Source organism: Chryseobacterium ginsenosidimutans, assembly GCF_039536845.1.
Classification (GTDB): domain Bacteria; phylum Bacteroidota; class Bacteroidia; order Flavobacteriales; family Weeksellaceae; genus Chryseobacterium; species Chryseobacterium ginsenosidimutans_B.
The window spans coordinates 712,472-732,838 of sequence record NZ_BAAAZJ010000010.1; the positions used below are offsets into that span (position 1 = coordinate 712,472).

A 20,367-nucleotide genomic window follows, 5' to 3' on the forward strand; every position below is an offset into this window, starting at 1 on the left:
TTTCTATTTCTTCTTTAATGTCAGAATATATTCCACCATTTTTTTTGCGTCTTCTTTAGATACTTGAGGATGGGCAGACATCGGAACACTTCCCCAAACTCCACTTCCACCTTCTATGATTTTAGAAGCCAGCAGTTCAATATCTTTATCTGAATATTTATCTGCAATTTCCTGATAAGAAGGTCCTGTCATTTTTTCATTTGCAGAATGACAGCCAGAACAATCCAGCGTTTCAATAATCTGATCCCCGGAAAGATTGTTTTTTGCAGGTTCTGAAATTGTTGTTGTCTCAGAAGATGTCGCGTCAATCGGCGTATTTTCTTTTTTAGAACAGGAAAATATCAGTAAGCTTAAAAGTCCTGTTAAAAATAATTTTTTCATTATTTTTTAGCCGCTGCGGAATCTGTTTTAGGAGCTTCAGTTGCCGGTGCAGGAGTTGTTGCAGCAGGAGTGTCAGTTTTTTTAGCAGTAGAATCTACAACAGTTGGCGCATCCGGTTCCGATAACATGGTGTTGCTGTCCTGTAAGTCGTGATTAGGCTTTTTTGAACAGTTAACTACCAATAAACCTCCGATAAATGCGATTGCTAATACTTTTTTCATTGTTTTCTAATTTGCTGACAAAAATATGAAAAAATATTGCTCGCAAAGAATATGAATTGTTTTTAATTTAGCATGAGATAAAAGAAAATTTTATTTTAAAATATAAATTTGTGGAACTCTTATACTTATTGTAATCTAAATTATACATAAACTGATATGCAAAAATCTTTACTCCTTTTCTTTATTTCTTTCTTACTGATAATCAGAATTTCAGCACAAACAAAACCGATTATAAATGAAGAATATATTGATAACAAATTAGAAGAATTAAGATTTGATGAAAAAATTTCTGATAACGACAAAGAAAAAGCCTTATTCAAATTAAAAGCTGAATCTGAAAAAATCGGCTACAACTGGGGAATTCTAAAAAGCGGACGCCGTGTCATAGAAATTTATGAGAGACAAAATAAAAATAAAGAAATTATCAAACTTGCTACTGAGCTAAAGAAAATTGATGCGGGACCTAAAGCCGCCCGAACCATGGCCAATCTTTACCGGGCAAGTGCATTGTCACTGGGATATTTGGGCTTAGATGAAGCCAGCTTAAAAGATTTTAGAACAGCTGTAGCCTATGCAAAGAAAATTGAAGATCCCGACGTCAAAAATTATACTTCAGGCTTAATTTATTCCAATATAACGCTTTATTTTTTTAATAAAAGATTAGAAAATAAAAGTTATAAAGATTCTATTATTAGTTATCACAAAAAAAGTATTGCAGCTTCCGAGCTTATCACAGGAAAGCATGAGGAGATTACAACCGAAAAAAAATATAGCAATATATCTTTCAATTATGTGCGTCTTGCAATTCTTTATTTAGAGGAGGCGAATAAACCCGGAAATATTGAAATTGCTGAAAAATACCTGACAAAAAGTTTAAATATTGTCAATAAATATAATTTATTAGAAAATGATAATGTAATATTAATGAATCAGCTGAGTTGGCTATATCTCGAAAAAAAAGAGTATAAAAAAACAATAGAATATGCCAATTTAGCGCGAGATCTTGAAAAACAATTTCCTGATCCTACCAACAGAGTTGAATCTTTTGAATTTCTTTCCAGTGCGTATACTGAGTTGGGAGATACGAAAAATGCAAAGCTGTATATGGATAAATATACCCATCTAAAAGACAGCATCAGGATCACGGAAAAAAATAATGCCGACCAATCTTTTAATGTTTTGCTTTCGGATTCAAAAAAAATTGAAAAAAGAAAATCTTTGAAAGAAATTATCACTGTATCGGTAATCTCATGCCTGCTTTTATTCGCTGTCATTATTTATTGGAAAAGAAAAAATAAAATTCTCCGCAAAAAATATGAAAAACTAATCACAAAATTAAATTCAATAGACGAAAATCAAGAAATTTCTTCGAATGAAAATTTACTTCAGGCGCTCGAAAACTTTGAAAAATCTAAGAAATACATTACGGAAAACATAAGTCTGGCTTCCCTTGCCAATGATTTGGATACGAATACGACATACCTTTCGGAATTCATTATGGCAAATAAAAACAATACCTATTCTGAATATATTGACAACTTAAAAATCAAATACATACTCCAAAAATTAGTAACAGATTCTTCTTACAGAGAATATGATATGAATTCTTTAGCGGAAAAATGTGGCTATAACTCGTCAAAAGATTTTGTAAAGGCTTTTAAAAATGAAACAGGAATTACTCCGTTATATTTTATTAATAAACTGAAGAAAGATAATTTATATCTCAACCTCCAATGTTAAAATATAAAATTTCAGCAGATAAGATAAGATTGCAATTTTTAAGTTTTTTTATTTTCATATTTTTTTGTTTTTTGTATTAAAAAAATATTTACATTTGTGACATGTTTAATAACAGTAATAATAATTGGTGGTGGCTTTCAAACTCTTCGTCGGGTCTGAAGTTATTGTCGTGCTGTTAATTATCTACAACAGGAATAATAAAAATAATATATAAAGACTTTGACGGATACCGTTGAAGTCTTTTTTTGTTTAAATTATATTTAAAATAAACTGCAAATGTTCAGTAAAAAAATAAAAATAAAAACCGTTTCTAAAAAAACATTAGGAGATCTTCAGACTCCGATGAATATCTACCTGCAGATTCGGGATAAGTTCAGAGATACCATTCTTCTGGAAAGCTCGGACTCCAAAAATATCGACAATAATTTTTCTTTTATTGCTGTGAATGCCGTTGCAGGAATAGAAATTAAAAATTTAACTGAATTTGAAATAAAACTGCCGCGAAAAGAGCCCATCAGACAGTTTATTATTGAACATAAAATTGCAGATGTCTTTCAGGAATTCTCCAATATTTTTGAATGTGAAAAAACTAACGATCCGGTTGAAGAAACGGCGCAAAGTCTTTTCGGATACACAAGTTTTGAGGCGGTTCAGTTTTTTGAAAACATAGCATTCAAAGCTCAAAGCCCGGAAGTTGAAATCCCGATTCTTCGTTACAGATTGTATCAATATGTAATTGCTATCAATCATTATAACGATGAAATGCATATTATTGAAAATCAGATCGAAGATGTAAAATCCGAACTTTATTTATTGGAAAGCCTGATTAAAAATCAAAATTCAGTTATTTATCCTTTCGAAAAAAATGGAAAAGAAACCTCCAATATTACTAATGAAGAATATATTGATCTTGTAAAAACTGCCCAAAAACATTGTATGCGAGGAGATGTTTTTCAATTGGTTTTAAGCAGAAGATTTGAACAAAAATTTAAAGGTGACGAATTCAATGTTTATCGTGCTTTAAGAAATATTAATCCTTCTCCATACCTATTTTTCTTTGATTACGGAAATTACAAATTATTCGGCTCAAGTCCTGAAAGCCAATTGATTATCAAAGACAACAAAGCAACTATGCATCCGATTGCAGGAACTTTTAAAAGAACAGGACATTTTGAGACTGATTTACAGTCTATTGAAGAATTAAAAAACGATGCAAAAGAAAATGCGGAACACACGATGTTGGTGGATTTAGCCAGAAATGATTTAGGAAAATTGGGTAAAAATGTAACTGTTACAAAATTAAAGGAAATCCAGCTTTTTTCTCACGTTATCCATATGGTGAGCGAAGTTACAGCCGATTTACCGAAACAAACAAATCCTTTTGAAGTAGTCGCTGCAACATTCCCACAAGGAACTTTAAGTGGTGCTCCGAAACATAAAGCATTACAATTAATCAATAAATACGAAAAAGATTCCCGTGGATATTATGGCGGCTGTATTGGAATCATCGGATTAAACGGAAACTGCAATCAGGCAATTATGATCCGAACTTTTTTAAGTAAAAACAACACACTGTATTATCAAGCCGGAGCCGGATTAGTTGCAAAATCTAATCCCGAAAGTGAATTGCAGGAAGTTAACAATAAACTGAACGCATTGAAAAAAGCCGTGGAGAAAGCGGAGAAGTTGGTTGATAGTTAATAGTTGTTAGTTATTGGCTGATACTTGACGGCTAACAGAAATTTACAAAAACACAAAAAATGGAATATATAAATTTAGATGTTTGAATTGAATCGAGAAAGCTTACTAATCTTGTTTATGATTTAACTAAAAATTATCCAAAAGAAGAAATATTTGGACTGACAAATCAAATTAGAAGATGTGCTGTTTCCGTTCCTTCTAATATAGCAGAAGGCTGTGGAAGAAATACATCAAAAGAAACAATACATTTTTTATTCATCGCAAGAGGATCTCTTTATGAATTGGAAACTCAAATTTATTTATCATCAGACCAAAATTATTTAACTGAAGAAAGACTTAAAATTACTTTAAACCAAATCATACTTTGTAAAAAGTTATTAAATGGATTTATTAATTATTACAGACAAAAATAAAATGAAAAATACTATAGAACAATCAACAAATAACAATCAACTATCAACAAAAGTCTTAGTTTTCGATAATTACGACAGTTTCACTTACAACTTGGTCCAAATTATTGAAAGAGTTTTGGATATAAAAGTTGATGTCGTAAAAAACGATGAAATCACTTTAGAAGAAGTCGATAAATACGATAAAATCGTTCTTTCACCAGGTCCCGGAATTCCTGAAGAAGCCGGAATTTTACTGGATTTAATTAAAGAATATGCTCCCACAAAAAGTATTTTGGGCGTTTGTCTTGGCCAGCAAGCTATTGCAGAAGCTTTTGGCGGAAGTTTAATCAACCTTTCTGAGATTTTTCATGGGGTGGCAACTTCTACCGATTTGGTAAAAAATAACACTAAAATTTTCAAAAATCTTTCCAGCGGAATGGAAGTCGGAAGATACCACAGCTGGGTTGTGAATCGCGAAGATTTCCCCGAAGAACTGGAAATCACGGCAGTAGACAAAGACGGAATGATCATGGCGTTACAGCATAAAACCTATGATGTTCACGGTGTTCAGTTTCATCCTGAAAGCATTTTGACACCTCAAGGAGAAATTATTATTAAAAATTTTCTTCTGAATTAATTACAATCTTTAAAATTTCTCCAAATGAAAGAAATCCTTGAATATCTTTTCAATCATCATACTTTGTCGAAATCTGAAGCAAAAGCGATTATGATTGAAATTGCTCAAAATAAATTCAATTCTACAGAAGTTACGGCCTTTATGACCGTTTTCCTGATGCGAAATATCACTTTGAAAGAACTCGAAGGTTTCCGTGAAGCCCTCCTGCAAATGGCAGTTCCCATGAGTTTGGATGCAACTGATGCCATTGACATTGTTGGAACTGGTGGTGACGGAAAAAACACGATAAATATTTCAACATTGGCAAGTTTTGTAGTTGCCGGAGCCGGGCAAAAAGTAACAAAACACGGAAATTATGGAGCCTCAACCATTACAGGATCATCCAATGTCTTGGAAGAATTAGGTTACGAATTTAAAGTTGATTCAGACCGATTACAAGATGATCTGGAAAAAGCCAACATTTGTTTTCTGCATGCTCCTTATTTTCATCCTGCTTTACAATCTGTTGGTACTTTGAGAAAATCTTTAGGTCTCAGAACGTTTTTCAACTTACTTGGACCTCTTGTAAATCCCGCAAAACCTCAATTTTCAATGATCGGAGTTTACAATTTGGAAATTGCAAGAATTTATCAATATTTATTGCAAAAAGACGACCGCCATTTTATTCTTGTTCACGGAATGGATGGCTATGACGAGATAAGTCTAACCCATGACAGTAAAATTATCACAAAAAAAGGTGAAGAAGTGTATTCAACAGAAGATTTAGGATTTGATTCTATTACTCATGAAAGTATAAAAGCTGGTGAAACACCTCATGAAACCGCAAAAATTTTCAGAAATATCCTTCACGGAAAAGGTACGGAGCAACAAAATTCCGTGGTTTTGGCAAATGCTTCCGTTGCGTTGTATCACACGGATAAATTTGGCAGTTATGAAGATTGTCTTTTATTAGCTCAGGAAAGTTTGTATGGAGGAAAAGCTTTGAGAAGTCTGGAATTGCTATTAGAATAATGATTATGAATATTTTAGATAAAATCATCCAAAGAAAAAAAGAAGAAGTTTCAATCTCAAAATTACAAGTCTCCATACAGGAATTGAAAGATTCTGCTTTTTTTGAAAGAAAAACCCTTTCCCTAAAAGAAAATATAAAAAGTAAAAGCGGAATCATCGCTGAATTTAAAAGACAATCTCCATCCAAAGGAATTATTAATGATAAAATTTCACCTTTAGAAGTAGTTTCAGCCTATGAAAATTTTGGAGCAAGTGGAATCTCAATTTTAACGGATAAAGATTTTTTCGGAGGAAGTTTTGAAGATATTTTAAATGTAAGAAATTCTGTAAATATTCCGATTCTGCGAAAAGATTTTATGATCGATGAATATCAGTTTTATGAAGCAAAAAGTATCGGAGCTGATGTTATTTTACTGATTGCAGCCTGTCTTTCACCTCAGCAGGTTCAGGAATTTACGCAACTTTCTCATGAATCAGGTTTAGAAGTTTTACTCGAAATTCATACGGAAGAAGAACTGAAACATTACCATTCGGAAATTGATTTGGTTGGAATTAATAATAGAAATTTAAAAGATTTTAAAGTTGATCTGCAGCATTCCGTGAATTTGAAAAATCAGCTTCCAAAAAATGTTTTGTCCGTTGCAGAAAGCGGAATTTACAATATTGAAGATTTTAATTATTTAAAAGAGAAAGGCTTTGACGGATTTTTAATGGGAGAATATTTCATGAAACATGAAAATCCGGCGAAAAAATTCGAAGAATTTATTTCGAATGCAGCAATTTAAAAATGCAATAATCTAACAAATGGATTTACAAAGCAATCAACAATCAACTTGTAACAATCAACTAAAACTTAAAGTCTGTGGTTTAACAGGATTGGATCAAGTTCAAGAATTAATTTCTATGAACACGGATTTCCTAGGTTTTATTTTCTATGAAAAGTCGCTCAGGTATGTTTTGAATCATTTGAGCTTAGAAGATATTTCAAAAGTTGAACATCAAGGTAAAGTTGGAGTTTTTGTGAATGAAAGTATTGAAAAAATTTTTGAAATAAGCCAAAAAGCCAATCTGAATTTTATCCAACTTCACGGCGATGAAGATGAAAATTTTATTATTGAATTGAAAAAAAAATTAAATCCTGAAATTGGAATGATTAAAGTGATAAGAATTGGAGCCGGAAAATCGGAACAGATTCAAAAAACAATCAATCAGCAACCAACAATAATCAACTATTTACTATTCGATACAGATTCAACAGCTTTCGGAGGAACAGGAAAACAATTTGACTGGAATTTATTAAACGAAATAGAAATTCCTCTACCCTATTTTTTAAGTGGCGGAATTTCTTTGAAAAACATTCATCAACTATCAACTATTAACCAAAAACCTTTTTCTTTGGATATTAATTCGAAATTTGAAACCGAACCCGGAATTAAAAATTTAAACCAGATAAAGACGTTAAGAAAAATTATATAAAATAATATGGAGTCCTGAAAGGACGACTTAAATCAGGATCGGATGCAAATCCGATTATAAAAAAATAACACAAATAAAAAGCACAAAAATGTCACAGTCATTAGTAAAAAATTATATTCATATTGTTTTCAGCACAAAGCATAGAGAAGATTTTATTGATGAAAAAATAGAAAAAGAATTGTTCTCATACATTGCAGTTTTATGTAAAGATTTTGAAAGTATTGCATTACAAATAGGAGGAACTGATAATCACATCCATATTCTTTGTACTCTTTCAAAGAAAATCGCATTAATGAAATTGATTCAGGAGATAAAAGCACATTCATCAAAATGGATAAAAACAAAAGGTGAAAAATATGAAAATTTTTATTGGCAGGATGGTTACGGAGCTTTTTCCGTGAGTGAAGAGAATCTTTATCCTACCATCAATTATATTAAAAATCAAAGACAGTATCATCAGTCAAAAGAATATAAAGACGAACTGATTGAAATTTTGGAAAAACACAGAATGAAATATGATGAAAAATATTTATGGGATTGATATTTAATTGAACATTTTAATTAGACTTCATCCAATCCTGATTTAAACCGTCTCTTCGGGACTCATCACAAATAAAAAAAACAAAACATTGAAAAAATATTATTCGAGAAAGCTCAAACTTTTAAAAATAAAAAAATTGAATCTGGAATCTATAGGAAAATCTGTTCGTCGGGCCTTCTTTCCAACGAAGTTTGAGAACGAAAAAGTAAAGAATTTATATCAGCTTGTTTCTGAAAATGACAGCAATACAGAATATTGGTATCTCGGTAGTTTATTAAGTGATTTCATCAATATTATTAAAAATTTTAACCAAAATGATGTGGAATACTTTTTCAAAACCATCCATTTTTGGGACAGTTATCATTTGGTTGTTATTGCAGATAAATTACTTGACAGCAACGTAAAAGCAAATGTAAAATATGATTTTGGAATCGTCTATTGTAAGATTTTTTGTCTGTATGAGAAATTTGATTCTTACTTTTTAATTGATAATCTGGAAATTGCAGTTACAATGTATGATTCCAAATTAGATTTAAATATTTTGATAGATCTGACAACGAAAGTTCAGTTATTATTTCAGAACGAGCAGATCAACAAACAACAATTTGATTATAACCTCTCATTTATAAATAAATTACAAAATGAATTATAAAAATCCTGATGAACACGGATATTACGGAGAATTCGGAGGTGCATTCATCCCCGAAATGCTGTATCCGAATGTAGAAGAATTGCAAAAAAACTATCTTGAAATCATTGAATCCGAAGAATTTCAACAGGAATATCAGGATTTATTAAAAAATTACGTTGGACGCGCAACACCTTTATATTTTGCAAAAAATTTAAGCCAAAAATATAACACGCAAATCTACTTAAAAAGAGAAGACTTAAATCATACCGGAGCACATAAAATCAACAATGCTTTGGGACAGGTTTTATTGGCAAAACGTCTCGGTAAAACGAGAATTATTGCAGAAACCGGAGCCGGACAACACGGCGTTGCAACCGCTACAGCCTGCGCTTTATTGGGTTTGGAATGTATCGTTTACATGGGCGAAATTGATATTCAGAGACAGGCTCCGAATGTGGCAAGAATGAAAATGTTGGGTGCGACAGTTATTCCTGCAATTTCAGGCTCAAAAACGTTGAAAGATGCTGTAAATGAAGCTTTAAGAGACTGGATTAATAATCCTGTGACAACGCATTATGTGATTGGAAGTGTGGTTGGTCCGCATCCTTTTCCGGATTTGGTAGCGAGGTTTCAGAGTATTATTTCAAAAGAAATTAAAGAACAGCTTTACGAACACATCGGAAGAAAAAACCCTGATTATGTGATTGCCTGTGTTGGCGGCGGAAGTAATGCAGCGGGAACTTTCTACCATTTTGTGAATGAAGAAAACGTAAAAATTATTGCCGCAGAAGCCGGAGGTTTTGGAATTGATTCAGGGAAATCAGCAGCGACAACTTTTTTGGGAACTCTGGGTATTTTACATGGAAGCAAAAGTTTGGTCATGCAGACAAAAGACGGTCAGGTTATTGAGCCACACTCCATTTCTGCAGGGTTGGATTATCCCGGAATCGGACCTTTTCATGCGAATTTATTTCAAGAAAAGCGTGCGGAATTTTTCAGTATTAATGATGATGAAGCGCTGAAATCAGCCTTTGAATTGACAAAATTAGAAGGAATTATTCCCGCACTGGAAAGTTCACACGCTTTGGCGGTTTTAGACAAAAAGAAATTTAATGAAACCGATATTGTTGTGATCTGTTTGAGTGGTCGTGGCGATAAGGATATGGAAACGTATTTGAAACATTTATAAAATAATTTGGGCGATAATTTCCGTCTTCCACTCCCGCTTTTTTGTTTCGCTTTGCTACACAAAAAGAGCTCCGTTCAAGCCGGATCGCACATTTGACATAAAACAACATTTGTCATCCGAAGAATCGAGGGAATCTAAATATTTTACAACTAAAGATTTCTCACTACATTTTATTTCGTTCGAAATGACAGGATAAAAAGAATTTTAAAATGAAAAAACTAAACATATACTTCACAGCAGGAATTCCAAAATTGGAAGATACTGCCGATATTATAAAATTAATTCAGGATTCCGGAGCAGATATGATAGAAATCGGAATGCCATATTCTGATCCCGTTGCGGACGGTCCGGTCATTCAAAAAGCTCATGAATTAGCTCTAAAAAACGGAATGACGATTGAAAAATTGTTTTCCCAATTAAAAACAATTAAGAATGAAATAAGAATTCCGTTGATTTTGATGGGATACATCAATCCTGTTTTAAGTTTCGGATTTGAAAATTTCTGTAAAGAATGTTCTGAAAGCGGAGTTTCCGGATTAATCATTCCTGATTTACCTCCTATTGAATTCGAAAAAAATTACAGGAAAATTCTAGAAAAATACAGTCTGAATTTCACCTTTTTAGTAACACCTGAAACTTCAGATGAAAGAATTTTATATCTGGATTCTTTAAGTTCAGGATTTTTATACGCTGTAAGTTCTTCATCTACAACCGGAAATGAAAATGCAGTTTTAAAAAATGAAGACTATCTTTCAAGATTAGCTTCTCTTTCGCTTAAAAATCCGGTAATGATAGGTTTTGGAATCAAATCAAAAGAAGATTTCGAAAACGTAACAGAAAAAGCAGACGGTGGAATCATTGGAACTGCTTTTGTGAACATCCTACTACAAAATAGAGATTGGAAGAAAGAAGCTATAGATTTTATACATTCCATAAAAGCGTAAAAATCACTAGATTTGTATATCAAAAAATGGTATGAACACACATCAAAATAAAGTAGTAGAATTTGAAGATCTAGGTATAAAAGAATATCAACCCGCTTGGGATTATCAGGAAAAACTGATGAAAGATATTATCGATCTCAAAGTAAAAAACCGTGATCTCTCTGCTGAGCAACATATTACAACTCCCAATCATTTTCTTTTAGTGGAACATCCTCACGTTTATACGTTAGGAAAAAGCGGACACGAAGAAAATATGCTTGCCGGAATTGACAAATTAAAAGAAATCGACGCCACTTTCGTAAAAGTGAACCGTGGTGGAGATATTACCTATCATGGTTATGGACAAATTGTTGGTTATCCTGTTTTAGACCTTGAAAATTTCTTTACGGATATTCATAAATACATGAGAAACCTAGAAGAAGTAATCATCAGAACCATTGCAGAGTACGGCCTGAAAGGTGAACGTTCTCCCGGAGAAACAGGAGTTTGGCTTGATGTAGGAAAACCTTATGCCAGAAAAATATGTGCAATGGGTGTAAAAGCTTCGCGTTGGGTAACATTGCATGGTTTTGCATTAAATGTAAATACTGATATGCGTTATTTTGAATACATTATTCCATGCGGAATTAAAGATAAACAAGTGACTTCTATTAAAAGAGAGCTGGAAAGAGACCTGACTCCCGAAGAAATGGAAGATATTAAAGCTAAGATCAGAAAACATTTTGCGGATGTTTTTGAAGCGGAATTGGTGAGTAAATAAATTTGCTGAATTAATAAATTAATAAATTGAATAATATCTTTGAGTTTGAAATTAGAATAGAAGAGAAAATCAAAATTTATCTAATTGTTTTCTTTGCAATTCTTATATCTTTTTTTATTATTCGGGAATATTTATATGGAGACGAAATTACAAATAAGATATTACTAGACAGTCAAATACACTCAAAGGTTATTCGTATTTACAAAAATAGAGATGAACATAATTTTACTTTTGTAAAATATTCCAACGGAAAAGAACAACTTTTAGATTATCCTTATCAAGTCGGAGATTCTGTTTCAAAAAATAAAGGAGATTCTATTGAATATGTTTTCAGAAATAATAAAGTAATCAAAAATAATTGGCTTACTTCTTATTTAAAGAATTATAAACATTAAATCTATAAAAAATTATATAGTTTTCGTAAAATATTTTCTTTAAATTATGATTAACCACACCTTGAAAAATCTTTTAGTATTAACCATTACATTTTGTACCTGCATCAATTTCTATTCACAAAATACATATGCCTTTTTCGGTTCATTTAATAGAGATAAAAATACGGAAGGGATTTACGTGTATCAATTAGACACCATTAGCGGAAATTTATCCAAAATCACGTCTTTCACAGGTATTTTAAATCCTTCTTTTCTCACTTTATCTCCAAACGGAAAATATGTTTTTGCGTGTACTGAAAGTAAAACTCAGAACGGTGGAAAGGTAAGCAGTTTTGAATTTAAACCTGAAAATAAATCATTGACTTTTATCAACAGTCAAAAAAGTGGTGGTGAAAACCCTGTTTATCTGACCGTTCATCAAAGTGGAAAATGGCTGGTTAATGGAAATTATACGGAAGGAAGTGTTTCTGTTTATCCCATTTTAGAAGACGGAAAAATTGAGCCTTATGTTCAGAATTTTCAATTTTCGGAGGGAAGCATAAATCCGGATAGACAGGATCGTTCTCATATTCATTCGACGGTTTTTTCTCCTGATTTTGAATATATTTTTTTACCCGATTTAGGAGCAGATAAAATTCGAAGCTATAAATTTGAAAGTGAAAGCAATGAACCTTTAAAAGTATCACAATATCCTTTTATTCAAACCACTTTAGGAAGCGGGCCGAGACATTTTACTTTTCATCCCAATGGAAAATTTGCTTATTGTATCGAAGAAATGGGAGGCGCAGTAAGTATATATTCTTTTGATAACGGAAAATTCAATAATCTTCAAAGAATCAATACACATTCTGAAAAATATAAAGATAATTTTGAAAGTTCCGATGTTCATATTTCTCCTGACGGAAAATTTTTATATGCTTCAAATCGTGGAAAGGAAAATAATATTGCCATATTTTCCATTCAAAATAACGGAACATTAAAAACGATCGGCTATCAATCCACAAAAGGGAAGCATCCGAGAGTTTTCGGGCTTGATCCTAGTGGAAAATTCTTAATTGCAACAAATGCAGGAACCGGAAATGTCGTTGTTTTTAAGAGAAATCCTGAAACGGGATTATTGAAAAAAGTTGGCAAGAAGATTAAAATTAAGAATGTTTCCTGTGTGAAGATCAGGAATTATTTCCCTACATAATGAATAATTTCATACATTTGAATACCAAATATTTACAATATATCCTGCAAATTAATATTCGATTATGAAAAATATTCTTTTACTATTATTAACAGTAAGTACCATATTCTGCAAATCTCAAAAAAAAGCAGATGAAATCAATGTCTTGTTTATTGGAAACAGCTTTACTTATTTTCATGATATGCCACAGACTGTTCAGAAAATGGTAAATGAAACAAATCCTAATATAAAAATTAACCAGAGTACATTTCCGGGACAAAGTTTGTCCGGACATTTATCACAAATCATCACATCAAGAACAGAAAACGGAATTAATACAAGAATAAAAGAAGCCGGAGAAATTACAGAAACAGAAAAGAAAATTGCCGAAAAACAATGGGATGTCATTATTCTGCAGACTGGAACCATCGCCGTTTTAATTCCTGAAGATCGTGATTTGAATGAAAATAAAGCTATTGCAGCTATTAAAAAACTGGTTTCGAACCCAAATTGCAAATTTATACTTTTCAATACTTGGGCATCTAAAGACAGAGGATATCCTAAACAATATTGTTTTCCATCTTATTTAATCCACGAATCAATTCAAAAAGAGAAATGTTGTTCACCTGTTCTTAAAAATTTAGAAAATGAGGTTGAAACAATTAATGAAGCTTATCAGTTAGTTGCTAAAGAAAATAATCTAATTAAATCTGATAACGGAACCAAGTTTTTTGAAATCCTCACAAAACACCCTGAAATTGAGCTTTATGAAGATGAAAGCCATCCCAATAAATACGGATCTTTTTTAAACGCCTGTGTTTTTTATCAGCTCTTGACAGATAATAAAGCATCTGACTTAAAATATAATGGAGAAATTGAACCTAAAATATCCGAAATATTAAAGAAAGTTGCGGAATAAAAAATTATATTAACAAATTCATCACCTCGTCACAGAGTCACTTTTCTTAAAAGCATCCACTTTTTTGTAAGAATCATTCATCTCTTTTTCTTTTTTATCCGAAATTAAAATACCGAAGAGATGGTCGATTTCATGCTGGAAAATAACGGCTGTAAAACCCTCCACAATTTCAGAAAATTTCTGTCCTTTCAGATCAACATATTCCAGTTGAATCACTTTACTTCTGTAAAACTGATCTCTAAAATCTGGAATCGACAAATCTCCTTCCGGACTAAGATTCTGCAACTCCGATCTCCAGACAATAACAGGATTGATGAAATATTCCAACGGTTCTCCGGTTTTATCAAAACGCTGAACCCAGATGATTTTTCTGTTGATTCCGACTTGTGGCGCGGCAATTCCTACTCCACCATCTGTTGCCGTAAGAGATTCTTTCATTCTGTTGACCAAAGTTGCGGTATTTTTATCAAGCGGATCTATTTCCGTGGAAAGACTTAATAAAGTTTTATGTTGATTCTCATCAGTTGTCTGATAAATTGGTAAAGCAGAATTTTTATCACCCTGATTGATAATTGAAAGTTCACTTGAAGTCAATTTCTGAGCATTCATTAAACCGATGAAAAGTATGAAGAGAATGGATAGTTTTTTCATTTTTTTGAACAAAAATATAAACAAAGATAATTAATGTCTTTCAAATACAACATTTGTCATTCCGTAGGAATCTCAGCATTGTTTTACTTAAATCGGAGTCTAGATTCCTACGGAATGACAAATAATGTAGATAATATTTAATAAGTTTTCGTCATATCTGCCGGAATAATCAAATTAAAGTCCGTTGGAATATACTCTTTTTCAGGAATTTTCAACTCCGGGTTTTCGGATTCAAAAACAGAGATTACAGCCATTTTCAGATTAGGATTTTTCTGTTTGATATACCAGTAAATCCCGCCGAATTCTTTGCTGTGATAATTTCCGTTGTAATGGATGAATGTCTTTCCGGCCTGAAGATTTTTCAAAATAGATTCTGCCATTGTCGCGTCTTTTGTCGCTTGTGCAGAAATAAAATTCATTACTTTTGTGCCGTCTGCATGTTCGCCCATCATTGTCTTCATTTCGGGATAACCGGGCGTATCAAGCGTAACTTTTATAGGCAATTGTGCAATATAAATCTTCTCTTTTTCGCTTACATTATTCAAAGATTCCAAGCCTTCTTTTGCAGTCTGAGAAGCATATTTTCTCGGAATATTGGTCGCAATAAAATTCAACTTTTTATCTTTGGCAAAATCGACCAACGGCTTATAATCTGTTGTAAAATTATTCCATAAACGAGCTGAATCTTTCAACGTTTTAGCATCAAATTTTCCGCTTAAATATTGATTTAACTGAGATTGATTATCTCTCTCAAACATTTCAGCGCCTAAAATAAGCTGTCCGTTTTTCTTTTCAAATAAAGCCTCTGTAATTTTTAACTGAAGCCAGTGATTAATCGAGCTGTTATGATTTTCACCAAAGAAAACGACATCATAATCTGCCAGTTCTTTAACTAATTTTTCAGTCTTAATCTCTTTTCCTTTTTTATCATAAAATTGATACGCTTTGAAATTTTGAGCACTTAATGAACTGAAAACTGTAAGCAATATGGCTATGAAGATATTTTTCATTTTTATTTTTTTATCGTTTTAGCAACCAGCATTTTTGTCATCCCGTAGGGATCTAGACACGAATCTTTCCAGTTTAATCTCTAATAATTTTGCTTAGATCCCTACGGGATGACAAACTAAGCGAATAAATGGAAATGCTTATGACTTTTGTGGTAACCAAATTTACAATTTTACCTTAATAAAAAAGCCGCCTTGAAAAATACAAAACGGCCTTATAAAAATCATCTAACTATTTATTTTTCTAATTCAGCTACAAGATTTTTCCATTCTTGTAACTCAGGAATTCCAGGTTTTCTTTTTCCGAAAAACTGAACGATGAAATCACCCTCTTTATTGAATACTTCGACAGCTGTAACTTCTCCGTCTTCAGTCGGTTTTTTCACAATCCAGGCTTCAGCGATTTTCGTTACATCAAGATGCAAATTGAAATCAGGATCCATTACATTGAACCATTGCTGATGCCAAAGTGTTTTTTTCACATTTCCCGTGTGGATCTGGATAATCCCTCTGTTTCCAACGAATATCATGATAGGAAGTTCTTTTTCAGAAGCATCTTCAAGAACATTTACCACTTTTGCATTATCAATTTTTTTAGTGAATCCTTCCGGAGCCAATCTTAAAGCCTGGGTTCTGCTTACTCCGAATTTTCTTGTCATCATGAAGAAATCGTGAGTATCTTTCAATCCTGTCCAAGCTTTTTGGAAACCTTCAACATCAATTTCGGAATCAGCTTTTTCAGGAGCTTTTGGAGCTACAGTTTCAAGCTCCAAAGTCTGAATTTGTTCTTCCGCTTTGAATTTTTCAACAATTGTATCGAAAGCAGCTTCGTTACTGTCTTTTGTCAAATAAATTTTGTGAAGAGCCAAACCGTCTTTTCCGAAGAACTGAAGACTTTTTTTGTCACCTTCAATTACAGCAAAAACGAATTTCCAGTGATTTAAGAAAATTCTCAAATCAATATCTTCTCCAACAAAAAGCTGTGCATGAGGACTGCTGAAATCTCCGTTCAGGTAAGTACCTTTTCTCTCATGAACGCACTCGTCGTTACGCGTAAGAGCCATTACTTTACCCAATTGCTCTGCTTCCGTTAAAATATCTTTAAATTCCGGCTTTAAAACCGTTACGCCATCACCTACGTTTGTTGCTAATAATTCAGCTTCGCTTACACCAAGCTCTGCAGCTGCATTTCTAATTCTCAAATGTGGGTTTTCAGCTTTCAGAGCTTCCCATTTTTCCTTTAAATCGTTTACTAATGTGCTCATTATTTTATTTTTTTATGGTTAAAACTGTATAATTTCTTGTTATTGTTTCGTCTCCTGTTTTACTTTTTACCTGCTCTTCTTTTTCGGAAATTTTCATTCTTTTAAAGTGGCTTTTAGAAACCGTTTCTTCCATTTCATCCGTATTATACAAGATAAAATCGAATTGAGTGAAAGGCAATTTTTCCATGAAATCTCTCTGCCCGAAAGTGAGAACAAAAGTTCCGTTATCTTTTAAAACTCTGTAAATTTCATTTAAATAATCAACTGGTTCTTTCCAAAAATAGACGGTATTCACTGTAAATATTTTATCAAAAGCTTTATCTTCAAAGGGAAGTTTTATTCCTTCATACAAAACAAATTCAGCCTGATTTTTAAACTTTTCGTTTAATCTTTTGGCTTCGTTATTCATTGTTTCGGAAATATCTATCCCTATATATTTTACATTTTGAGCTTTATTTAAAATACTTTTAACGTGAGCTGCATTTCCATGGCCTATCTCAAGAACGTGTTCTTCATCTTCTATTAAAAGTGTTTTAATGCTTTCCAGCGTCATTCCGATGTTGGTGGCATTCATCATTTCGCCGATTTCAATCCCTTTTTCACCTTGAGGATTGGCAAGATTCTGAGCTAATATTTTTAAGTTATCATTTTCCATATTATCCGAAAATAATCATTGGGTTATTCGTGATTGGATGATCGCAAATCGTACACGGAAAGTTGTACGCTTCGCTTATATTTTGCGATGTAAAAACCTCTTCCGGAGTTCCGTAAGAAGAAACTTTTCCTGATTTCATCAATAAAATTTTATCTGCAAACTGTGCTGCCAGATTCAAATCATGGAGAACAACAATCGCAGAATTAGCCTTTTTAGTGAAATTTTTAATGATTTCTAATGCTTTATACTGATGTTTTACATCTAAATTATTCAAAGGTTCATCGAGAAAAACGAGTTTATGGGTAATTTCGTTCTGTAATTGCGCCATCACTCTGGAAAGATGTACACGTTGTTTTTCACCACCGGACAAAGTGTTGTATTCCCTGTCTTTTAAATGATAAACATCCGTTTCGTACATCATATTATTCATTGCTTCATGGTCTTCCTGTCTCGGCTGAGCATCAAAATACGGGTAACGCCCCATCATCACGACATCTTTCACCTCAAGAGGAATGTCATTGCTGTTGTGTTGGGAAAATTTCGCTTTATGTTTCGACAATTCTCTTACTTCCCAATCTCCGATGTTTTTATCTTTAAATAAAATCTTCTGTTTAGACTTTACTTCATTCGCCAAAACGCTCAGAAGACTTGATTTTCCTGCTCCATTCGGACCAACGATTGCTAAAAACTCGCCGTAAGCCAAAGAAACATCAACGGCATCAAGAATATGGAATTCTTTATGTTTATAACTAATCTGGTGTGCCTTTATCATTACAAACTTTTTTTGAATTTAACTAAAATAGCTATGAAAATAGGACCTCCCATTAACGCCGTTAAAATACCGATCGGCAATTCTGAAGGTTCTACAATACTTCTGCTGAATGTATCTGCCGTCAACAGTAAAATACTTCCGAAAACTGCTGATAATGGCAAAATGAAGGTATAATTTGATTTAAATAAAAGTCTTAAAATATAAGGGACGATAAGACCTACAAAACCAATCGTTCCTGAAAAAGCCACCGTTGTTCCTACCATTAAAGCTGTAATAATGATGATCTGCTTTTTCAGTCTTTCCACATTAATTCCCAAATGCTGTGCATCTTTTTCGCCTAACATCATTGCATTCAGTGCTTTGCCTTTTGGTAACAAAATGATATAAGAAATAAGTAAAACGACTCCTAAAATAATATTCTTCGTCCACGTTGCAGCTGCCAAACTTCCTAAATTCCAGAATGTTAAATCTCTCAACTGGTCATCTTTTGAAATATAGATTAAAAAACCTGTAATGGAGAAACCTATTGCCGTAATGGCAACTCCGCTTAACAACATCATGACTACATTTGTTTTTCCTCCGCTTGTAGAAATTCTGTACACCAACAACATTGATAAAAAAGAACCGATAAAAGCGGAAATACCGACCAATGAAAATTGTACGGCTTCAGGAAGATATTGCTTGAAATATCCTCCTAAAACGATAGCAATGGCGGCAAGTAAAGTAGCTCCCGATGTTAATCCTATTAAATCTCCCGTTGCTAAAGGATTTTTAAATAATCCCTGTAAACCCGTTCCCGAAACTGCAAGCATACTTCCGATAAGAATTGCCATAATAATTCTGGCTGCTCTTACGTCCCAAACTACATATTTATCACTTAATGATAAACCTGAATCTCCTCTGATTACTTTTCCTAAAACTTCAAACGCAGATTTACCTCCAAAGTCGTAAACCCCTGTATTAAGAGACCATACTGCTATGATGATAAGCAGTATGGTACTTATTGTAATGTACAAGTATAATTTACTTTGTGCTTTCAACTAAAAGTTTATTTAATCCTACTGCAGCCTCTCCTAATCTTGGTCCGAAACTTGAAACTAAACCTCCGTCCATTGCAATGATCTTTTTATTTTTACCAGCATTTGTTTGTGAAACACCCGGCATTTTAAGAGCTCCTTCGTTTCCTCCGGCACCTTGAAGTCCGCTTGTGAAGAAGAATAACACATCCGGATTTGCTTTTACCACTGCTTCAGGAGTTAATGGTTTGAAATCTTCGAATTCATTAACAGCGTTTTCACCTCCTGCAAGACCGATTAATGCAGCCATTGGAGTATTTTTTCCCGAAACCATCAACATATTTCCTCTTGCGTAGATGAATAGTACTTTTGGTTTTTTAGCAATTGGCTGAAGTTGTTTTAAATCAGCATCGATTTTGTCGTTAAGTTTCTGATAATCTGTATTTCCGATAGCTTTTGCTACATCTGTAATTAACTTTTTAGTTCCATCAACTGTAAATTCCTGCTTGAAAATCTCAGCTTTGATTCCTGAAGATTTGATTTTTCCCATTAATTCAGGATTGATATCTTTATCAGAAGCTAAAATCAATGTAGGAGAAACAGCCATAATCGGCTCAATCGTCATTGATCTTACGTGACCTAAATCTTTAGCCGTAGCTTTCAAAGATTCCGGATAAGTACTTGTCACATCGGTTCCTACGATTTCTTTTTCGTGACCTAAAGCACTTACAATTTCTGTAATTCCGCCGTTAAGGGTAACGATTTTATTATTGGATTTTGGTGTTTCGGAGCTAACTTCTGTTTTATTTCCTGTTTTAGCGCCTTCTTCTTTTTTACAAGAATATACTGCCATAAGCACAAAAGCCGCAAGAATGAATTTTTTCATGATATA

24 protein-coding genes are annotated in these 20,367 nt (G+C 32.9%); 15 read left to right on the forward strand and 9 right to left on the reverse strand.

The window, feature by feature from the left end:
- Positions 1–3: 3 nt before the first annotated feature.
- Both ABD745_RS15155 and ABD745_RS15160 read right to left on the reverse strand, forming a co-directional pair.
- Positions 4–381, reverse strand: a complete 378-nt coding sequence (locus tag ABD745_RS15155) for a c-type cytochrome (RefSeq protein ID WP_344831647.1) — start codon at positions 379–381, stop codon at positions 4–6.
- Entirely contained in the window at positions 381–602 is a 222-nt protein-coding gene (locus ABD745_RS15160) for a hypothetical protein (RefSeq protein WP_344831650.1), read from the reverse strand. Before ABD745_RS15160 ends, ABD745_RS15155 begins: the two co-directional genes overlap by 1 nt.
- Positions 603–758: 156 nt before the next feature.
- On the opposite strand from ABD745_RS15160, the gene ABD745_RS15165 reads away from it, so the two are divergent.
- The 15 genes from ABD745_RS15165 to ABD745_RS15235 all read left to right on the forward strand — a co-directional run bounded on the left by ABD745_RS15165 (position 759) and on the right by ABD745_RS15235 (position 14,109).
- Complete coding sequence (locus tag ABD745_RS15165; protein ID WP_344831653.1) at positions 759–2,342, forward strand: AraC family transcriptional regulator; 1,584 nt, start codon at positions 759–761, stop codon at positions 2,340–2,342.
- Positions 2,343–2,618: 276 nt separating this feature from the next.
- Positions 2,619–4,043: an anthranilate synthase component I family protein gene (locus ABD745_RS15170; protein WP_344831656.1), complete on the forward strand. Its 1,425-nt coding sequence runs from the start codon at positions 2,619–2,621 to the stop codon at positions 4,041–4,043.
- Positions 4,044–4,192: 149 nt separating this feature from the next.
- Positions 4,193–4,456, forward strand: coding sequence for a four helix bundle protein (locus tag ABD745_RS15175; RefSeq protein ID WP_344832335.1), 264 nt, complete (start codon positions 4,193–4,195; stop codon positions 4,454–4,456).
- A 1-nt stretch (position 4,457) separates the two neighbouring features.
- On the forward strand, positions 4,458–5,072 hold the full coding sequence (locus ABD745_RS15180; RefSeq protein WP_344832337.1) for an anthranilate synthase component II: 615 nt from the start codon (positions 4,458–4,460) through the stop codon (positions 5,070–5,072).
- Between the two features lie 24 nt (positions 5,073–5,096).
- On the forward strand, positions 5,097–6,083 hold the full coding sequence (gene trpD, locus ABD745_RS15185) for an anthranilate phosphoribosyltransferase (RefSeq protein WP_344831658.1): 987 nt from the start codon (positions 5,097–5,099) through the stop codon (positions 6,081–6,083).
- 5 nt (positions 6,084–6,088) lie between these two features.
- The gene (gene trpC / locus ABD745_RS15190) at positions 6,089–6,868 is read left to right on the forward strand and encodes an indole-3-glycerol phosphate synthase TrpC (protein ID WP_344831660.1); all 780 of its coding nucleotides are present in this window, start codon (positions 6,089–6,091) and stop codon (positions 6,866–6,868) included.
- 19 nt (positions 6,869–6,887) lie between these two features.
- Positions 6,888–7,559: a phosphoribosylanthranilate isomerase gene (locus tag ABD745_RS15195; protein ID WP_344831662.1), complete on the forward strand. Its 672-nt coding sequence runs from the start codon at positions 6,888–6,890 to the stop codon at positions 7,557–7,559.
- A gap of 88 nt (positions 7,560–7,647) precedes the next feature.
- Complete coding sequence (gene tnpA, locus ABD745_RS15200; RefSeq protein ID WP_344831665.1) at positions 7,648–8,100, forward strand: IS200/IS605 family transposase; 453 nt, start codon at positions 7,648–7,650, stop codon at positions 8,098–8,100.
- Between the two features lie 136 nt (positions 8,101–8,236).
- Positions 8,237–8,752 (forward strand): hypothetical protein, encoded by a 516-nt coding sequence (locus ABD745_RS15205; protein WP_344831668.1) that lies wholly within the window; start codon positions 8,237–8,239, stop codon positions 8,750–8,752.
- Complete coding sequence (trpB, locus tag ABD745_RS15210) at positions 8,742–9,920, forward strand: tryptophan synthase subunit beta (RefSeq protein WP_344831671.1); 1,179 nt, start codon at positions 8,742–8,744, stop codon at positions 9,918–9,920. The genes ABD745_RS15205 and trpB overlap by 11 nt, the downstream gene beginning before the upstream one ends.
- Before the next feature lie 209 nt (positions 9,921–10,129).
- Positions 10,130–10,864, forward strand: coding sequence for a tryptophan synthase subunit alpha (gene trpA, locus ABD745_RS15215; RefSeq protein WP_344831676.1), 735 nt, complete (start codon positions 10,130–10,132; stop codon positions 10,862–10,864).
- A gap of 31 nt (positions 10,865–10,895) precedes the next feature.
- Positions 10,896–11,624: a lipoyl(octanoyl) transferase LipB gene (gene lipB, locus ABD745_RS15220; protein ID WP_344831681.1), complete on the forward strand. Its 729-nt coding sequence runs from the start codon at positions 10,896–10,898 to the stop codon at positions 11,622–11,624.
- Positions 11,625–11,650: 26 nt separating this feature from the next.
- A complete protein-coding gene (locus ABD745_RS15225; protein WP_344831686.1) occupies positions 11,651–12,019 on the forward strand; it encodes a hypothetical protein in 369 nt (122 codons plus the stop codon).
- 46 nt (positions 12,020–12,065) lie between these two features.
- Complete coding sequence (locus ABD745_RS15230) at positions 12,066–13,211, forward strand: lactonase family protein (protein ID WP_344831690.1); 1,146 nt, start codon at positions 12,066–12,068, stop codon at positions 13,209–13,211.
- A 64-nt stretch (positions 13,212–13,275) separates the two neighbouring features.
- Positions 13,276–14,109 (forward strand): DUF4886 domain-containing protein, encoded by an 834-nt coding sequence (locus tag ABD745_RS15235; RefSeq protein ID WP_344831695.1) that lies wholly within the window; start codon positions 13,276–13,278, stop codon positions 14,107–14,109.
- A 21-nt stretch (positions 14,110–14,130) separates the two neighbouring features.
- On the opposite strand, the gene def is transcribed toward ABD745_RS15235, so the two are convergent.
- From def to ABD745_RS15270, 7 genes are all read right to left on the reverse strand, one after another.
- Positions 14,131–14,760 (reverse strand): peptide deformylase, encoded by a 630-nt coding sequence (gene def, locus ABD745_RS15240; protein ID WP_344831699.1) that lies wholly within the window; start codon positions 14,758–14,760, stop codon positions 14,131–14,133.
- 137 nt (positions 14,761–14,897) lie between these two features.
- Entirely contained in the window at positions 14,898–15,770 is an 873-nt protein-coding gene (locus ABD745_RS15245; RefSeq protein WP_344831701.1) for a ChaN family lipoprotein, read from the reverse strand.
- Positions 15,771–16,003: 233 nt separating this feature from the next.
- The gene (locus ABD745_RS15250; protein ID WP_344831705.1) at positions 16,004–17,032 is read right to left on the reverse strand and encodes a hemin-degrading factor; all 1,029 of its coding nucleotides are present in this window, start codon (positions 17,030–17,032) and stop codon (positions 16,004–16,006) included.
- A 4-nt stretch (positions 17,033–17,036) separates the two neighbouring features.
- Positions 17,037–17,687 (reverse strand): class I SAM-dependent methyltransferase, encoded by a 651-nt coding sequence (locus tag ABD745_RS15255; protein WP_344831707.1) that lies wholly within the window; start codon positions 17,685–17,687, stop codon positions 17,037–17,039.
- 1 nt (position 17,688) lies between these two features.
- Entirely contained in the window at positions 17,689–18,459 is a 771-nt protein-coding gene (locus ABD745_RS15260) for a heme ABC transporter ATP-binding protein (protein ID WP_344831710.1), read from the reverse strand.
- Entirely contained in the window at positions 18,459–19,499 is a 1,041-nt protein-coding gene (locus tag ABD745_RS15265; RefSeq protein WP_344831715.1) for a FecCD family ABC transporter permease, read from the reverse strand. Before ABD745_RS15265 ends, ABD745_RS15260 begins: the two co-directional genes overlap by 1 nt.
- Complete coding sequence (locus ABD745_RS15270; protein WP_344831719.1) at positions 19,483–20,361, reverse strand: heme/hemin ABC transporter substrate-binding protein; 879 nt, start codon at positions 20,359–20,361, stop codon at positions 19,483–19,485. Before ABD745_RS15270 ends, ABD745_RS15265 begins: the two co-directional genes overlap by 17 nt.
- Positions 20,362–20,367 lie beyond the last annotated feature (6 nt).

What these genes read in the sequence shown, in the direction of transcription:
- ABD745_RS15155 (WP_344831647.1), bottom strand. Translation starts at nt 381, where the DNA reads ATGAAAAAATTATTTTTAACAGGACTTTTAAGCTTACTGATATTTTCC.
- ABD745_RS15160 (WP_344831650.1), bottom strand. Translation starts at nt 602, where the DNA reads ATGAAAAAAGTATTAGCAATCGCATTTATCGGAGGTTTATTGGTAGTT.
- ABD745_RS15165 (WP_344831653.1), top strand. Translation starts at nt 759, where the DNA reads ATGCAAAAATCTTTACTCCTTTTCTTTATTTCTTTCTTACTGATAATC.
- ABD745_RS15170 (WP_344831656.1), top strand. Translation starts at nt 2,619, where the DNA reads ATGTTCAGTAAAAAAATAAAAATAAAAACCGTTTCTAAAAAAACATTA.
- ABD745_RS15180 (WP_344832337.1), top strand. Translation starts at nt 4,458, where the DNA reads ATGAAAAATACTATAGAACAATCAACAAATAACAATCAACTATCAACA.
- trpD (WP_344831658.1), top strand. Translation starts at nt 5,097, where the DNA reads ATGAAAGAAATCCTTGAATATCTTTTCAATCATCATACTTTGTCGAAA.
- trpC (WP_344831660.1), top strand. Translation starts at nt 6,089, where the DNA reads ATGAATATTTTAGATAAAATCATCCAAAGAAAAAAAGAAGAAGTTTCA.
- ABD745_RS15195 (WP_344831662.1), top strand. Translation starts at nt 6,888, where the DNA reads ATGGATTTACAAAGCAATCAACAATCAACTTGTAACAATCAACTAAAA.
- tnpA (WP_344831665.1), top strand. Translation starts at nt 7,648, where the DNA reads ATGTCACAGTCATTAGTAAAAAATTATATTCATATTGTTTTCAGCACA.
- trpB (WP_344831671.1), top strand. Translation starts at nt 8,742, where the DNA reads ATGAATTATAAAAATCCTGATGAACACGGATATTACGGAGAATTCGGA.
- trpA (WP_344831676.1), top strand. Translation starts at nt 10,130, where the DNA reads ATGAAAAAACTAAACATATACTTCACAGCAGGAATTCCAAAATTGGAA.
- lipB (WP_344831681.1), top strand. Translation starts at nt 10,896, where the DNA reads ATGAACACACATCAAAATAAAGTAGTAGAATTTGAAGATCTAGGTATA.
- ABD745_RS15230 (WP_344831690.1), top strand. Translation starts at nt 12,066, where the DNA reads ATGATTAACCACACCTTGAAAAATCTTTTAGTATTAACCATTACATTT.
- ABD745_RS15235 (WP_344831695.1), top strand. Translation starts at nt 13,276, where the DNA reads ATGAAAAATATTCTTTTACTATTATTAACAGTAAGTACCATATTCTGC.
- def (WP_344831699.1), bottom strand. Translation starts at nt 14,760, where the DNA reads ATGAAAAAACTATCCATTCTCTTCATACTTTTCATCGGTTTAATGAAT.
- ABD745_RS15245 (WP_344831701.1), bottom strand. Translation starts at nt 15,770, where the DNA reads ATGAAAAATATCTTCATAGCCATATTGCTTACAGTTTTCAGTTCATTA.
- ABD745_RS15250 (WP_344831705.1), bottom strand. Translation starts at nt 17,032, where the DNA reads ATGAGCACATTAGTAAACGATTTAAAGGAAAAATGGGAAGCTCTGAAA.
- ABD745_RS15255 (WP_344831707.1), bottom strand. Translation starts at nt 17,687, where the DNA reads ATGGAAAATGATAACTTAAAAATATTAGCTCAGAATCTTGCCAATCCT.
- ABD745_RS15260 (WP_344831710.1), bottom strand. Translation starts at nt 18,459, where the DNA reads ATGATAAAGGCACACCAGATTAGTTATAAACATAAAGAATTCCATATT.
- ABD745_RS15270 (WP_344831719.1), bottom strand. Translation starts at nt 20,361, where the DNA reads ATGAAAAAATTCATTCTTGCGGCTTTTGTGCTTATGGCAGTATATTCT.